General features: G+C 71.6%; 14 protein-coding genes and 1 pseudogene. 12 read left to right on the forward strand and 3 right to left on the reverse strand.

Annotated features, from left to right (window positions below):
• Positions 1-162 precede the first annotated feature (162 nt).
• The 3 genes from OHS59_RS29800 to OHS59_RS29810 are packed head-to-tail and all read left to right on the forward strand — an operon-like array spanning position 163 to position 2,468.
• Positions 163-516 carry a histidine triad nucleotide-binding protein gene (locus tag OHS59_RS29800; RefSeq protein ID WP_328496427.1) on the forward strand — a complete coding sequence of 118 codons (354 nt, stop codon included), beginning with the start codon at positions 163-165 and terminating at the stop codon, positions 514-516.
• A 21-nt stretch (positions 517-537) separates the two neighbouring features.
• Positions 538-1,443 (forward strand): ribonuclease Z, encoded by a 906-nt coding sequence (locus OHS59_RS29805; protein ID WP_328496428.1) that lies wholly within the window; start codon positions 538-540, stop codon positions 1,441-1,443.
• Between the two features lie 20 nt (positions 1,444-1,463).
• Entirely contained in the window at positions 1,464-2,468 is a 1,005-nt protein-coding gene (locus OHS59_RS29810; RefSeq protein WP_328496429.1) for an adenosine deaminase, read from the forward strand.
• Between the two features lie 10 nt (positions 2,469-2,478).
• On the opposite strand, the gene OHS59_RS29815 is transcribed toward OHS59_RS29810, so the two are convergent.
• Positions 2,479-3,813, reverse strand: coding sequence for an MFS transporter (locus tag OHS59_RS29815; RefSeq protein WP_328496430.1), 1,335 nt, complete (start codon positions 3,811-3,813; stop codon positions 2,479-2,481).
• Between the two features lie 317 nt (positions 3,814-4,130).
• Between OHS59_RS29815 and OHS59_RS29820 the strand changes: the two genes are divergently transcribed.
• The 9 genes and pseudogenes from OHS59_RS29820 to OHS59_RS29860 form a co-directional block, all read left to right on the forward strand.
• A complete protein-coding gene (locus tag OHS59_RS29820; protein ID WP_328496431.1) occupies positions 4,131-5,240 on the forward strand; it encodes a carbohydrate kinase family protein in 1,110 nt (369 codons plus the stop codon).
• A 127-nt stretch (positions 5,241-5,367) separates the two neighbouring features.
• Positions 5,368-6,426: a PhoH family protein gene (locus tag OHS59_RS29825; RefSeq protein WP_328496432.1), complete on the forward strand. Its 1,059-nt coding sequence runs from the start codon at positions 5,368-5,370 to the stop codon at positions 6,424-6,426.
• 12 nt (positions 6,427-6,438) lie between these two features.
• A complete protein-coding gene (gene ybeY / locus OHS59_RS29830) occupies positions 6,439-6,936 on the forward strand; it encodes an rRNA maturation RNase YbeY (RefSeq protein ID WP_328496433.1) in 498 nt (165 codons plus the stop codon).
• Positions 6,933-8,240, forward strand: a complete 1,308-nt coding sequence (locus OHS59_RS29835) for a hemolysin family protein (RefSeq protein WP_328496434.1) — start codon at positions 6,933-6,935, stop codon at positions 8,238-8,240. Before ybeY ends, OHS59_RS29835 begins: the two co-directional genes overlap by 4 nt.
• Positions 8,237-8,614 (forward strand): MmcQ/YjbR family DNA-binding protein, encoded by a 378-nt coding sequence (locus OHS59_RS29840; RefSeq protein ID WP_328496435.1) that lies wholly within the window; start codon positions 8,237-8,239, stop codon positions 8,612-8,614. Before OHS59_RS29835 ends, OHS59_RS29840 begins: the two co-directional genes overlap by 4 nt.
• A gap of 20 nt (positions 8,615-8,634) precedes the next feature.
• Positions 8,635-8,988 carry a cytidine deaminase gene (locus OHS59_RS29845; RefSeq protein ID WP_328496436.1) on the forward strand — a complete coding sequence of 118 codons (354 nt, stop codon included), beginning with the start codon at positions 8,635-8,637 and terminating at the stop codon, positions 8,986-8,988.
• Positions 8,989-9,411: 423 nt separating this feature from the next.
• On the forward strand, positions 9,412-9,885 hold the full coding sequence (locus OHS59_RS29850) for a hypothetical protein (protein WP_328496437.1): 474 nt from the start codon (positions 9,412-9,414) through the stop codon (positions 9,883-9,885).
• A 245-nt stretch (positions 9,886-10,130) separates the two neighbouring features.
• Positions 10,131-11,456, forward strand: coding sequence for a beta-xylosidase (locus OHS59_RS29855; RefSeq protein WP_328496438.1), 1,326 nt, complete (start codon positions 10,131-10,133; stop codon positions 11,454-11,456).
• Between the two features lie 72 nt (positions 11,457-11,528).
• A pseudogene (locus tag OHS59_RS29860) lies at positions 11,529-12,569 on the forward strand (WxL protein peptidoglycan domain-containing protein); the annotation flags it as partial.
• On the opposite strand, the gene OHS59_RS29865 reads toward OHS59_RS29860, so the two are convergent.
• Positions 12,466-12,804 carry a P-II family nitrogen regulator gene (locus OHS59_RS29865; RefSeq protein ID WP_328496439.1) on the reverse strand — a complete coding sequence of 113 codons (339 nt, stop codon included), beginning with the start codon at positions 12,802-12,804 and terminating at the stop codon, positions 12,466-12,468. The pseudogene OHS59_RS29860 and the gene OHS59_RS29865 sit on opposite strands and share 104 nt — an antisense overlap.
• Positions 12,801-14,144: an ammonium transporter gene (locus OHS59_RS29870; RefSeq protein ID WP_328496440.1), complete on the reverse strand. Its 1,344-nt coding sequence runs from the start codon at positions 14,142-14,144 to the stop codon at positions 12,801-12,803. Before OHS59_RS29870 ends, OHS59_RS29865 begins: the two co-directional genes overlap by 4 nt.
• Positions 14,145-14,270: the final 126 nt, after the last annotated feature.

The raw sequence follows: 14,270 nt of genomic DNA on the forward strand, positions 1-14,270 counted from the left end.
CCGTTCCCCGCGCCCCTGAAAGGCAAAGGATTGCGCCGTTCCCCGCGCCCCTGAAAGGCAAAAGACTGCGCCGTTCCCCGCGCCCCTTGCGGGGCAGGTGACCCTCTTGGGGGTCTCGGTACCATTCCGGGGCATCGATCAATCAGTGCGAGGAGGCCGCGCATGGCAGGGGAACCGCAGGACGACTGTCTGTTCTGCAAGATCGTCGCGGGAAAGATTCCGGCGACCGTCGTCCGTGAGACCGACACGACTCTCGCCTTCCGGGACATCAACCCGCAGGCACCCACCCATGTCCTGGTGATCCCCAAGGTCCACCACCCGGACGCCGCCTCCCTCGCCGCCGCCGAACCGGCGATCCTCGCCGATGTCGTGCGCGAGGCCGGCGAGGTCGCCGCCGAGGAGAAGCTCGACAGCTACCGCACCGTCTTCAACACCGGGAGCGGAGCGGGGCAGACCGTCTTCCACGCGCACGCCCATGTGCTGGGCGGCCGCGGTCTGCAGTGGCCGCCCGGATAGGAAGAGACCGGATAACCCGACGTGTCCGTACGTGAATTGGTGGTCCTCGGTACCGCCAGCCAGGTCCCCACCCGGCACCGCAACCACAACGGCTACCTGCTGCGCTGGGACGGCGAGGGCATCCTCTTCGATCCCGGCGAGGGCACGCAGCGGCAGATGCTGCGTGCCGGGGTGGCCGCGCACGACCTGAACCGCATCTGTGTCACGCACTTCCACGGCGACCACTCGCTGGGCCTGGCCGGGGTGATCCAGCGGATCAACCTCGACCGGGTGCCGCACGGGATCAGCGCGCACTACCCGCGCTCCGGGCAGAAGTTCTTCGACCGGCTGCGGTACGCGACCGCCTACCGCGAGACGGTCGCGCTCACCGAGGCCCCGGTGGACTCCGACGGGGTGCTCGCCACCTCGGCGGCGTACACGCTGGAGGCGCGGAAGCTCTCCCATCCCGTCGAGTCGTACGGCTACCGGATCGTCGAGCCCGACGGGCGGCGGATGCTGAGCGACCGGCTCGCCGCGCACGGGATCAAGGGCGCGGACGTGGGGCGGATCCAGCGGGAGGGGGTCCTCGGGGACGTCCTGCTCGACGACGTCAGCGAGGTGCGGCGCGGGCAGCGGTTCGCGTTCGTCATGGACACCCGGCTGTGCGACGGGGTGTACGCGCTCGCCGAGGGCTGCGACATGCTCGTCATCGAGTCGACGTTCCTGGACGAGGACGTGCGGCTCGCCGTGGATCACGGGCACCTCACCGCGGGGCAGGCGGCGGCCGTGGCGCGGGACGCGGGCGTACGGCATCTGGTGCTCACGCACTTCAGCCAGCGGTACTCCGAGCCCGAGGAGTTCGAGCGGCAGGCCCGGGCCGCCGGGTTCGAGGGGGAGCTGACCGTGGCGCACGATCTGCTGAGGGTGCCGGTTCCGAAGCGTCGGTGAAACACCCGTACCATGCTTCGATGCCCCTCCCCAAAGCTGAACTGCACCTGCATATCGAAGGCACGCTGGAGCCCGAGCTGGCTTTCGCCCTGGCCGCCCGCAACGGGGTCGCGCTGCCGTACGCGGATACGGAGGAGCTTCGCAAGGCCTACGAGTTCGCCGACCTGCAGTCGTTCCTGAACCTGTACTACGGGCTCATGGCCGTGCTGCGGACCGAGGACGACTTCGCGGATCTCGCCGACGCGTACCTCGCGCGCGCCGCCGCCCAGGGCGTGCGGCACGCGGAGATCTTCTTCGACCCGCAGGCGCACATCGCACGAGGCGTCGGGATCGGCACCGTGGTGGAGGGGCTCGGGCGGGCGCTCGACCGGAGCGAGGCCGTGCATGGCATCTCCACCCAGCTGATCATGTGTTTTCTGCGGGACGAGTCCGCCGGGTCCGCGATGGAGACCCTGGAGGCCGCGAAGCCGTACCTGGCACCGCGCGGCCCGATCGTCGGCGTCGGGCTCGACTCCGCCGAGGTCGGCCACCCGCCGGCCAAGTTCCGCGAGGTGTACGAGGCCGCCGCCGCGCTCGGCCTGCGACGGGTCGCGCACGCGGGCGAGGAGGGGCCGCCCGCGTACATCACCGAGGCCCTCGACGTGCTCGGGGCCGAGCGGATCGACCACGGGCTGCGCTGCATGGAGGACCCGGAGCTGGTGGCCCGGCTGGTGCGGGACCGGGTGCCGCTGACGCTGTGCCCGCTGTCCAACGTGCGGCTGAGGGCCGTCGACGTGCTGGCGGAGCACCCGTTGCCCGCGATGCTCGACGCGGGACTGCTGTGCACGGTCAACTCCGACGACCCCGCCTACTTCGGCGGGTACGCCGGGGACAACTTCCGGGCGGTGCGGGAGGCCCTGGGGCTCTCCCCGGAGCGGCTGCGCGAACTGGCCCGGAACTCGTTCACCGCGTCGTTCCTCGAACACGACGAGGAGCGGCGGGCCCGGTACATCGCCGAGGTGGAGGCGTACGAGTTCGGGGCCTGAGGGCCGCCGTTCAGGGCGCGGGAGCCGCCGGCGACGTGCCCGAGTGCGGAGGGCCCGCCGTGTCGAAGTCCCCCTGCGCGGGCCGGGACCGGTCCACGGCGATCTCCACCACCGGCTGTTCCGCGGGCTGCTCCACGGGGCCGCCGCGCAGGACCGGTTCCGGGCCCCGGACGACGGGACCGCCCGTGGTGCGCAGGGCCACGGCGGCCAGCGGCACGGCCAGCAGGACCAGGGCCGTCGCGAGGACCCAGCCCATCGCGGGATAGCCCGCCGCGGCCGAGAGCAGGCTGCCCGCCAGGGGGCCGCACGCCGTGCCGAGGGAGGACGCCGAGCCCGCCAGGACGGCCCAGCGGCCGTGCGGGTCGAGCGACGCGGCCAGGCTGATCAGGTACGACAGGACCACGGGGTAGAGGGCGTTCCAGGCGATCTCGCCCACCGCGAAGCTCGTCAGGCCGTCCGCGTTCGCGCTGACCACGATGCAGACCGCGATGAGGGCGGTACCCGCTCCGACGGGCAGCGCCCGGCCGATACGGGGTCCGAGCGCACCCGCGCCCAGCACGCCGAGCAGGCCCGCGCCGAGCGCCGCCGCGAAGACCACCCCGACCGTCGCCTCGCCCAGCCCCGCCTGCCGGGTCCCGATGTGGCTGCTGACGCCCCACAGGGAGTTCTGGGCCAGGGACCAGCAGAGCATGGCCGCGGCGAGCACCAGGCCCGGGCGGCGGTGCGGGAGCGGGGGTGTCGGGCCCGGCGCCGGCCGGTGCGCGGCGACGGACGGGGGAGCGGGGCGGCGGCCGGTCGCGGGTCCCTGGCCGGCGGGCAGACGGGCGGTGGCCGGCCAGACGAGTGCCGCGGTGAGCGCGACCGCCGCCAGGGGGAGGCCGTGGCCCGGACCCAGGTGGGGGACCGTCAGATAGACGGCCGCCGCGAGGGCGGAGACGCTCAGCAGGCCGAGCGTCGTGGTGCGGTGGGGGTCCGGCCGGGCGGCCGTTCCGGCCGCGGCGACGGTGGTGGCCGCACCGGAGCCGAGACCGCCGACGAGAGCGCCGGCGATGACGGTGGGCACGCTGGTCGACAGGGCGGCCGTGCCGTAGCCGGCCACGGCGAGGAGCAGACCCACGCGGGCCAGGCGCCGGGCGCCCAGCCGGTGGATGCGGGAAGCGAGGGCGAAACCCGCCGCGGCCGAGCTGAGGAGCAGCAGGCTGCCGACGGCACCGGCCTGCGTGGCGGAGAGGGGGAGGGCCGCGTCGAGCCTGCCGACGGTGGTGGGCAGCAGGTACGGGGCCAGGTAGCCCGCCGTGAAAAGGGCGACGAGGGGCCAGGACGGAGCGGTGGTGCGGGCGGACACGGGCGTTCCCAGGGCATGCGGACGGAAAGGGGGGCCAAGCGAAGGGGAGTTGGTGCGGCCGTCGACGGACAGGAACGCGCGGGCAATTTGTATCAAGCGGAAGGGTGCATTCGACAAGGCGGGGGGTGTGATCTGGAGCACTTGTTGTTTGGGAGATGAAGACCCGGGTAGAAGAGCGCGATTTCGGCCCGTCCGCAGCCCGTCCGCAGCTTGAAGGCCAGCGGCCGACGGGAAGCGGGGGCCCGGCGTGACCCTCCCCGCCCTGAAGAGCGTTTGGTGCACACTGGCCTAAATCCGCACCACTCAGGGAGCGCACCGTGATCGCGTCCACCGGGAAGGGACCGTACCGACAGGCCCAGTTCGATCCACTCGCCGAACTGCGCCGCTCCGACGACCCGCCCTGGGACGTCTATCTCACCGGCACCGTCTTTCTCGACATCATCTTCACCGGCCTCGACTCCGCCCCGGTCCGCGGCACCGAGTCCTGGGCCCGCGGCATGGGCTCGAGCCCCGGCGGCGTCGCGAACATGGCGACCGCGCTGGCCAGGCTGGGCCTGAAGACCTCCCTCGCGGCGGCCTTCGGGGACGACCACTACGGGGAGTACTGCTGGGACGCCCTGGAGCAGGGCGAGCACATCGACCTCTCCGCGTCCCGCACCGCGCCCGGCTGGCACTCCCCGGTGACCGTCTCGATGGCCTACGAGGGCGAGCGGACCATGGTCAGCCACGGCCACGAGCCGCCTCCGGAGGAGCCCGCCCCCGACTGCTCGCCCCGCGCGCGGGCGGCCGTCGCCTCGCTGACACCCGGCACGCGCGCGCACTGGATCGCCGGGGCCGCGGAGCGGGGCACCCGGATCTTCGCCGACGTCGGCTGGGACGACACGGGACGCTGGGACCTCGCCGGACTCCCCGACCTGCGGCACTGCGAGGCGTTCCTGCCGAACGCCGAGGAGGCCATGCGGTACACGGGCGCCTCGTGTCCCCGCGCCGCCGCGCACGCCCTCACCGAACACGTACCGCTCGCCGTCGTCACCCTGGGCGCCGAGGGCGCGTACGCCGTGGACCGCCGGACCGGCGAGACCGCGGAGGTTCCGGCCATCGAGGTCGAGGCGATGGATCCGACCGGCGCGGGGGACGTCTTCGTCGCCGGGTTCGTGACGGGCACGCTGGCCGGCTGGCCGCTCGCCGACCGCCTCGCCTTCGCGGGCCTCACCGCGGCGCTGTCGGTCCAGGAGTTCGGGGGATCGCTGTCCGCCCCCGGCTGGTCGGAGATCGCCGCCTGGTGGCGCCGCGTGCAGTCCTACGACCACCAGGATCCCGCGGCGCTCGGCCGGTACGCCTTCCTGGAACCGCTGCTTCCGGAGAGCACCCGGGCGTGGCCCCTGAGACGGGCCGTACCGACGATCGGATTCCGCAGATCCGCCTGAGGCCACAGGTGCGGCGGAAAAGTCCTACGGCGTTGTCGGTGCCCCGACGTACTCTTGGAGACACCAGGCTGCCGTACCGGCAAGCGTGTCTCACCGAGGAGGATGAGCAGGCCTACAGAGCCGGCCCATGACTCAGACACCCACAGCTCACACCCCTGCGCAGGGGCAGTCCCGAGCACAGTTCACCGTTCCCGCCACGCACCCCATGGTGACCGTGCTGGGATCGGGCGACGCCCTCCTGCGCGTGATCGAGAAGGCCTTCCCGGCGGCCGACATCCACGTCCGGGGCAATGAGATCAGCGCCGTCGGCGACGCCCGTGAAGTGGCCCTCGTCCAGCGGCTGTTCGACGAGATGATGCTGGTGCTCCGCACCGGACAGCCGATGACGGAGGACGCGGTGGAACGCTCGATCGCCATGCTGCGGGCGAGTGAGAACGGGGAGGGTGACGGCCCGGAGACCCCGGCCGAGGTCCTCACACAGAACATCCTGTCCTCGCGCGGCCGCACCATCCGCCCCAAGACGCTCAACCAGAAGCGGTACGTCGACGCCATCGACAAGCACACCATCGTCTTCGGCATCGGCCCGGCCGGTACGGGCAAGACCTACCTCGCCATGGCCAAGGCCGTGCAGGCGCTCCAGTCCAAGCAGGTCAGCCGCATCATCCTGACCCGCCCGGCGGTGGAGGCGGGCGAGCGGCTGGGATTCCTCCCGGGCACGCTCTACGACAAGATCGACCCGTACCTGCGCCCGCTGTACGACGCGCTGCACGACATGCTCGACCCGGACTCGATCCCGCGCCTGATGGCGGCGGGCACGATCGAGGTCGCTCCGCTGGCTTATATGCGGGGCAGAACCCTGAATGACGCCTTCATCATTCTGGACGAGGCGCAGAACACCAGCGCCGAACAGATGAAGATGTTCCTCACCCGGCTCGGTTTCGACTCGAAGATCGTGGTCACCGGTGATGTGACCCAGGTCGACCTGCCGAGCGGCACGAAGTCCGGTCTGCGTCAGGTCCAGGACATCCTGGAGGGCCTCGACGACGTCCACTTCTCGCGGCTCACGTCCCAGGACGTCGTCCGGCACAAGCTCGTCGGCCGTATCGTCGACGCGTACGAGCAGTACGACAGCCAGAACGGCACGGAGAACGGCACCCACAAGGGCGCCCGTACCAAACGGAAGTAGACCAGCGCGACCATGTCGATCGACGTCAACAACGAGTCCGGAACCGAGGTCGACGAGCAGGCGATCCTCGACATCGCCCGCTACGCCCTCGCGCGGATGCGCATCCACCCGCTCTCCGAGCTCTCGGTGATCGTCGTGGACACCGACGCCATGGAGCAGCTGCACATCCAGTGGATGGACCTGCCGGGCCCCACCGATGTCATGTCGTTCCCGATGGACGAGCTGCGGCCGCCCACGAAGGACGACGAGGAGCCGCCGCAGGGGCTGCTCGGTGACATCGTGCTGTGCCCGGAGGTCGCCGAGCAGCAGGGCAAGGACGCCGAGACGCAGCACTCCATGGACGAGGAGCTCCAGCTCCTGACCGTCCACGGAGTGCTGCACCTGCTCGGGTACGACCACGAGGAGCCCGACGAGAAGGCCGAGATGTTCGGTCTGCAGGCCGCCATCGTGGACGGCTGGCGTGCGGAGAAGGGCCTGACCGGTCCGTCCCCGGCTCCGACCGTCTCATGAGCCCGCAACTGGTCCTCGGCGCCATCGCCCTCGTCGTGGTCGCCTGGCTCGCCGCCTGCGCGGAGGCCGGCCTCGCCCGCGTCTCCAGCTTCCGCGCCGAGGAGGCGGTCCGGTCCGGGCGCCGCGGCAGCGCCAAGCTCGCCCAGGTCGCCGCCGACCCGACCCGCTATCTGAACGTGGCGCTGCTGGTGCGCGTGGCCTGCGAGATGGCCGCCGCCGCCCTGGTCACGTACGCCTGCCTGAAGGAGTTCGACGAGACCTGGGAGTCACTGGCCGTCGCCATCGGCGTCATGGTCCTCGTCTCGTACGTCGCCGTCGGTGTCTCGCCGCGCACCATCGGCCGCCAGCACCCCCTGAACACGGCGACGGCGTCCGCGTACGTGCTGGTGCCGCTGGCCAGGATCATGGGGCCGATCCCGCCCCTGCTCATCCTCATCGGCAACGCGCTCACGCCCGGCAAGGGCTTCCGGCGCGGCCCCTTCGCCTCCGAGGCCGAGCTGCGCGCGATGGTCGACCTCGCCGAGAAGGAGTCGCTCATCGAGGACGAGGAGCGCCGGATGGTGCACTCCGTCTTCGAGCTGGGCGACACGCTGGTCCGGGAGGTCATGGTCCCGCGCACCGACCTGGTGGTCATCGAGCGGTACAAGACCATCCGGCAGGCGCTGACCCTCGCCCTGCGGTCCGGCTTCTCGCGCGTCCCCGTCACCGGGGAGAGCGAGGACGACATCGTCGGGATCGTGTACCTGAAGGACCTGGCCCGCAAGACGCACATCAGCCGGGACGCGGAGAGCGAGCTGGTCTCCACGGCCATGCGGCCCGCGGCCTTCGTCCCGGACACGAAGAACGCCGGTGACCTGCTGCGCGAGATGCAGCAGGACCGCAACCACGTCGCCGTCGTCATCGACGAGTACGGCGGCACGGCCGGCATCGTCACCATCGAGGACATCCTTGAGGAGATCGTCGGCGAGATCACCGACGAGTACGACCGTGAGCTGCCGCCCGTGGAGGACCTCGGCGAGGACCGCTACCGGGTGACCGCACGGCTCGACATCGGCGACCTCGGCGAGCTGTACGGCTTCGAGGCGTACGACGACGAGGACGTCGAGACGGTCGGCGGACTTCTCGCGAAGGCCCTCGGCCGCGTGCCCATCGCCGGCGCCTCCTCGGTGGTCGAACTGCCCGACGGCCGGGAACTGCGGTTGACGGCCGAGTCCTCGGCGGGGCGCCGGAACAAGATCGTCACGGTGCTGGTCGAGCCCATCGGGCCGGTCGACGCCGACGCCCCGGAGGAGAAGCCTGAGTGACCCCGCAGGAGCTGCGCACGCTCTGCCTGTCCTTCAACGCCGTGGTCGAGGACTTCCCCTTCAACCCGGAGACCTCGGTCTTCAAGGTGCTGGGGAAGATGTTCGCGCTCAGCGCCCTGGGGGCCAGTCCCCTCACGGTCAACCTGAAGTGCGACCCCGAGGACGCGGTGCGCCTGCGCGGCGAGCACGAGGGGCTGATCATCCCCGGCTGGCACATGAACAAACGCCACTGGAACACGGTGACGGTCGTCGGGGCCGCCGGAGTCGCGGGCGGACTCCCGGACCGGCTGGTGCGGGAGCTCGTCGAGGACTCGTACGACCTGGTGGTGGCCGGTCTGCCGCGGGCCGAGCGGCTGCGGCTCGACCGGGCCTGAGCCGTACGTATGCTCATGCCATGACCGACAGCACCGCGCTCGATCCCGAGGACCGCAAGATCGTCACCCTGGCCCGTGCGGCCCGGGCCCGCAACGGCGTGCCCGAGGGGGCGGCCGTACGCGACGACAACGGCCGTACGTATGTGGCGGGCACCGTCGCCCTGCCCTCGCTGCGGCTCAGCGCGCTGCGGACCGCGGTGGCCATGGCCGTGGCCTCCGGGGCGAAGTCGCTGGAGGCGGCGGCGGTGGTGGGCGAGTCGTTGTCCTTGGCGGATGGCGATCTTGCCGCGGTACGGGATCTTGGTGGCGTGGGGACGCCGGTGTTCCTCGCGGGGGTGGACGGGGAGGTGCGGTCCGTGGTGACCGCGGGCTGACGCCGGCGCCGGCGTCAGCGGGGTTCGCCCGGGGGTGCGGGCCCGGTCGGTGCCGGCCGCGCAGTTCCCCGCGCCCCTGAAAAGCGGGGCTGCGCCCCAGCTTTCACCCGCTGGCGCGCGTGGAACGGCGCGGTCTTTCAGGGGCGCGGGGAACTGCGCAACGGGGGTGTGGGGGCGGAGCCCCCGCGTCGGTTGCCGGTGGGCGAGAACGCGCCTACCGGAAGAATCACCACCGCTTCTCTTGCAATCGCAAGCCACTCGCGTCTCAATGGACGACAGCTCTTCCGACGGACCGTCAGATCCATCTGCCGCACAGCGTGCCGCACCCCGCTCGCGACAGGTCGGTGACCCCCGCATGGCGCGCCGACAGGCGTCCGTCGACCGTCCCCACATGGCAATTCCCGTACAAGGGAAGGGAATCCAATGATCTGTACGCGACTCGGAATCGGTGCGGCGTTAGCCGCCGGCACCCTCGCCGCCGGCCTCGCGCTCGCCCCGGGCGCCGCGGCCGTCGTCCCCCAGACCGCCACGATCGTCGCCGACTGCGGCCTCTACGGCGGTGGCGAGGCCACCCTCACGGCCACCCAGAGCGGCACCGCCGCCACCGTCACCGTCAGCTCCTCCGAGATCACCGCCCCGCTCGCCCTCGCCGAGGACTCGATCACCTCGACCCTCACCCTGGTGAAGGCCGGCGGCGGCACGACCGCCTTCACGGGCACCGAGAACCCCGCGATGGCCGCGGGCGACGGCGTCACGGTCGGCCCGCTGACCGGCACCGTCGCGGCCGGCGACAGCCTGGAGGCCTTCGGCGGCTCCCTGCAGATGGTGCTCTTCGGCATCACCGTGACGTGCACCGCGGACGGGCCGCAGTCGCCGGGTCCGTTCGTGTTCGAGTGATCACCGGAACCTAGTCCCACCACGGGCACGGACAGTGCCCGGTACGGGCCGGTGCCGCCCGCGCGCAGCGGCACCGGCCCGTCAGCTGTCGAGGCAACTCCCTTGTTCCTGAGGCAAGTTGACAGGAACTGATGGGCCATCAGTTGATGCTTCGAGGTTCCATTGACTTTTCACACAACCCGCACATCAATGACCTCCTGTCGGCGCGGAAGAGCCGCTGCGCCACATCCTCAGGAGGGGCACCCATGGGTTCAGGAACCCGAAGACGCCGCCGCTGGGCGGCATTTCTCGGAACGGCCGCACTCGCGGTCACCGCGGGAGGCGCGTTCGCCTGCCCCGCGAACGCGGAGCCGCAGCAGGTCGACTTCGCCACGCACTGCGTCCCGCCGCCCATCGCGGGCATTCCGCCGATCGACGGCACCACCACCGCCAGGATCACCGTCGACAACGCCGCACCCGAGGTGGGCGACACGGTCACCGTCACGTACACGGTGGTCAAACCCGCCGCGAGCAACCCCGTCGACATCGCCCTGCCCGCCGACATCATGACGCCCACCGGCAAGGTGACCCTGGGCGGCGCGCAGACCGGTGACCTCACGGTCGCGGGCCCGAAGAAGAACGACCCGGTCCCGGGCAAGGGCGCCTTCCCGTCGTTCTCGATGACCGGCACCTTCACGGTCACCGCGCCCGGGTCGATCACCCTGTCGCCCGGCGACTACAACATCCACACCAGCTACCTCCTGGAGCTGGACACCCCGTGCACGGTCATCACCCCGCCCGCCCCCGTCTCCGAGACGATCACCGCGACCGGTGGCGGACAGACCAACAACCGTGCCATCAGCCTCGGTACGGCCTCAGGAAAGCCCGGTGACAGCGTGACCGTCACGGGCTCGAACTTCGCGCCGGGCGCGGCGGTCACCCTCGCCGGGCGGGCCGGCGCAGCGGAGACCGCGGACAAGGCGACCGTCACCGCGAACGCGCAGGGCTCGTTCAGCGGCAGCCTCGCCGTCAGCGACAAGGCGACCACCGGGGTCGTGGCGTACGAGGGAAGTGCCTGGAGCGACGACAAGGGCGCGGGTCCCGCCGCCTACGTCGTCATCGACGACACGCCCCTTCCCGCGGGCAGCCAGAAGGTCAACTCCTCCGTCAAGGCCGGGACGTTGTCCATGACCCAGGCCGGGGACACCGTCGAACTCGCGGCGGTCGACTACGGCAAGGGCGGCTTCTCCCGCGGCTCCCTGCGGACGGTGACCGTCAAGGACTTCCGCGGTGGGCCCGCGGGCTGGTCCCTGACCGGCAAGGTCACCGACTTCACCGGACCCGGCGGGGCGAAGATCGACGCCGCCAAGCTGGGCTGGACCCCGGTCTGCCTCACCAAGGCCGGCAGTCCGAGCACCTGCCAGGCTGGTTCGCCCGGCTCGGTCGGCAGTGCGGGGGCGACCCTGGCGTCCACCCCCAACGGCACGCTCACCGGCGGCGAGTTCACCGCCGACGCCCGGCTGTCGCTGAACGTTCCGGCGTTCACCCCGCCCGGCTCGTACTCCGGCGTGCTGACGCTCACGCTCACCTGAGCCCTCTCGTGGGCCGGGCGCGCACCCGCCCGGCCTCCTCCTCCGTCCCACCCGCCCCGGGGGTCCGCACCCATGCGCAAGTCGTTCCGCTCGACGCTGTTGCTGTTCCTCGCCATGGCCGTGACCGGGGCCATGGCGGTGACCGGGACTCCCGCGCACGCCGCCGACAACGGCAGCTGGTCCGTCTTCCCCGTCGCGTCGGAACTCGCCTCGCGGCCGTACTTCCACCTCTCCGCCGACCCGGGCACGACCATCGAGGACGAGGTCGCCGTCACCAACAAGACCGGGCAGCCACTGACGTTCCGGCTCTACGCGGCCGACGCGTACAACACCGCGCGGGACGGCGGTTTCGCCGTGCGCACCTGGAAGGAGAAGCAGCGGGGTGTGGGCGCCTGGGCGAAGCCCGCCAGGGACCGGGTGACCGTGCCCGCGCACGGCAGGGTCACCGTGCCGTTCACGCTGCGGGTGCCCGGGACGGCCGAACCCGGCGACCACCCGGGTGCGCTGGTCGCCCTGGACGAGCGGATCGACGCGGGACAGGGCGCGGTCGAGGTCGGGGTGCAGAGGGCCGTCGGCGCCCGGATCTACCTGCGGGTGGGCGGGCCGACCGTACCGGCCGTCGCCGTGGAGAAGGTCCGCATCAGCCACCACCAGCCTCTGGTCCCGGGCGCCGGCGACAGCACGGCCACCGTCTCGTACACCCTCCACAACACCGGCAACGTCACCCTGGACCCCAAGGTGCGGCTGACCGCGGAAGGACTCTTCGGCCGTACGCTGCTCTCCCGCGACCTGACAGGGATCCCCTCCGAGCTGCTGCCCGGCCAACGCGTGCGGCTCAGCGAGCCCTGGCGCGGCGCGCCTCAGCTCGACTGGGGCGACGTGACGTTGACGGCCAGCGCGCACGACACCCGCGAGTCGGCGAGCACGTCGTTCTTCGCCCTGCCGTGGCTGGTGGCGGTCGTGCTGGGAGCGGGACTCGTGGCGGCGGCGGTGGTGATCAGGGTCAGGGTCAGAGGGCGTCGGGGCCGCGCTCACCCGTCCGTACCCGAACCACCGTCTCCACCGGTACCGCCCACACCTTTCCGTCGCCGATCTTCCCCGTCCGCGAGGCCGACACGATCGCCTCGATGACGGGCTCGGCGTCCGCGTCCCCGACGACGACCTCGATACGGACCTTCGGTACGAGGTCGACGCGGTACTCGGCGCCCCGGTACACCTCGGTGTGGCCGCGCTGGCGCCCGTACCCGCTGGCCTCCGTGACGGTCAGCCCGTGCACACCGATCTCCTGCAGGGCGGTCTTGACCTCGTCGAGGCGGTGCGGCTTGATGATCGCGGTGATGAGCTTCATGCCTGGGGCCTGGCCTTCTGCACGGTGGGGAGGACGGAGGAGGAGACCGGGGCGCCATGGCCCAGGACCCCGTGATCGTAAGCGGTCTCGGCGTGCACCGTAAGGTCCAGACCCTCCTGCTCGTGCTCCTCGTCCGCCCGCAGTCCGACGACCCTGTCGATCAGCCTGGCGACGGCGTACGTGACGGTGAAGGCGTACGCGCCGACGGTCACGATCGCGACCAGCTGCCTGCCGAGCTGCCCGAACCCGCCGCCGTACAGCAGGCCCTCGGGTCCGCCGGTCATGGTCTGGGTGGCGAAGACCCCGATGAGCAGGGTGCCGATGACACCGCCGACCAGGTGCACGCCGACGACGTCCAGCGAGTCGTCGTAGTCGAACCGGAACTTCCACCCCACGGCGTACGAGCAGACGACACCGGCGGCGAGACCGACGACCAGCGCGCCGAGCAGCGAGACCGAACCGCAGGACGGGGTGATGGCGACCAGGCCCGCGACCGCGCCGGACGCCGAGCCCAGGGTGGTGGGGTGGCCGTCGCGCCGCTGCTCCACGAAGAGCCAGCCGAGCAGACCGGTGCAGCCGGCGGCCAGGGTGTTGAGGAAGGCGGCGGCCGCGAGACCGTTCGCGCCGAGCGCCGAACCCGCGTTGAAGCCGAACCAGCCGAACCACAGCAGGCCCGCGCCCAGCATCACCATCGGCAGGTTGTGCGGGCGCATCGCGTCCTTCTTGAAACCGAGCCGCGGGCCCAGGACCAGGCACAACGCCAGTCCGGACGCACCCGAGACGATCTCGACCGGCAGCCCGCCCGCGAAGTCCAGGGCGCCCAGGTCCTCCAGGATCCAGCCGCCGGGACCCCACACCCAGTGGGCGACAGGAACGTATACGAGCAGCGCCCACAGCGGGACGAAGACCAGCCACGCCCCGAACTTCGCACGGTCCGCGACCGCGCCGCTGATCAGCGCCGCCGTGATGATCGCGAAGGTGAGCTGGAAGGTGGCGAAGAGGAGGGTCGGGACCGTGCCCTGGACGCTGTCCGGGCCGAGGCCCGCCATCCCCGCGTGCTCCAGGTCGCCGATGAGTCCGCCCAGGCCGGAGCCGGCGTTGTCGTCGCCGAACACGAGCGAGTAGCCGACGGCCAGCCACACCACCGTGACCAGCGCGATCGACACGAAGCTCATCATCAGCATGTTCAGGACGCTCTTCGTGCGGACCATGCCGCCGTAGAACAGGGCCAGGCCCGGAGTCATGAGCAGGACGAGCGCGGTGGCGGCGAGCAGCCAGGCGGTGTCACCGGTGTCGATGGACGCGGCGGCTGACGCGGCGTGCGGGGCGGCCAGAGTCACGGGGTCTCCAACAGGTGGGGCTGGTGGGGGCTCGTCAGAGGGTCACCGCTGTGCGTTTCCGGTCGCGTACAGGTGTGTTTCGGTGACGTTTCGTGTTGCGTGGGGGTTTCCGGAACCTCACCGGGG

Origin of the sequence: Streptomyces sp. NBC_00414, assembly GCF_036038375.1 — a bacterium.
In the GTDB taxonomy this organism is placed as follows: domain Bacteria; phylum Actinomycetota; class Actinomycetes; order Streptomycetales; family Streptomycetaceae; genus Streptomyces.

What these genes read in the sequence shown, in the direction of transcription:
- OHS59_RS29835 (WP_328496434.1), top strand. Translation starts at nt 6,933, where the DNA reads ATGAGCCCGCAACTGGTCCTCGGCGCCATCGCCCTCGTCGTGGTCGCC.
- OHS59_RS29855 (WP_328496438.1), top strand. Translation starts at nt 10,131, where the DNA reads ATGGGTTCAGGAACCCGAAGACGCCGCCGCTGGGCGGCATTTCTCGGA.
- OHS59_RS29865 (WP_328496439.1), bottom strand. Translation starts at nt 12,804, where the DNA reads ATGAAGCTCATCACCGCGATCATCAAGCCGCACCGCCTCGACGAGGTC.
- OHS59_RS29825 (WP_328496432.1), top strand. Translation starts at nt 5,368, where the DNA reads ATGACTCAGACACCCACAGCTCACACCCCTGCGCAGGGGCAGTCCCGA.
- OHS59_RS29850 (WP_328496437.1), top strand. Translation starts at nt 9,412, where the DNA reads ATGATCTGTACGCGACTCGGAATCGGTGCGGCGTTAGCCGCCGGCACC.
- OHS59_RS29845 (WP_328496436.1), top strand. Translation starts at nt 8,635, where the DNA reads ATGACCGACAGCACCGCGCTCGATCCCGAGGACCGCAAGATCGTCACC.
- OHS59_RS29800 (WP_328496427.1), top strand. Translation starts at nt 163, where the DNA reads ATGGCAGGGGAACCGCAGGACGACTGTCTGTTCTGCAAGATCGTCGCG.
- OHS59_RS29810 (WP_328496429.1), top strand. Translation starts at nt 1,464, where the DNA reads ATGCCCCTCCCCAAAGCTGAACTGCACCTGCATATCGAAGGCACGCTG.
- ybeY (WP_328496433.1), top strand. Translation starts at nt 6,439, where the DNA reads ATGTCGATCGACGTCAACAACGAGTCCGGAACCGAGGTCGACGAGCAG.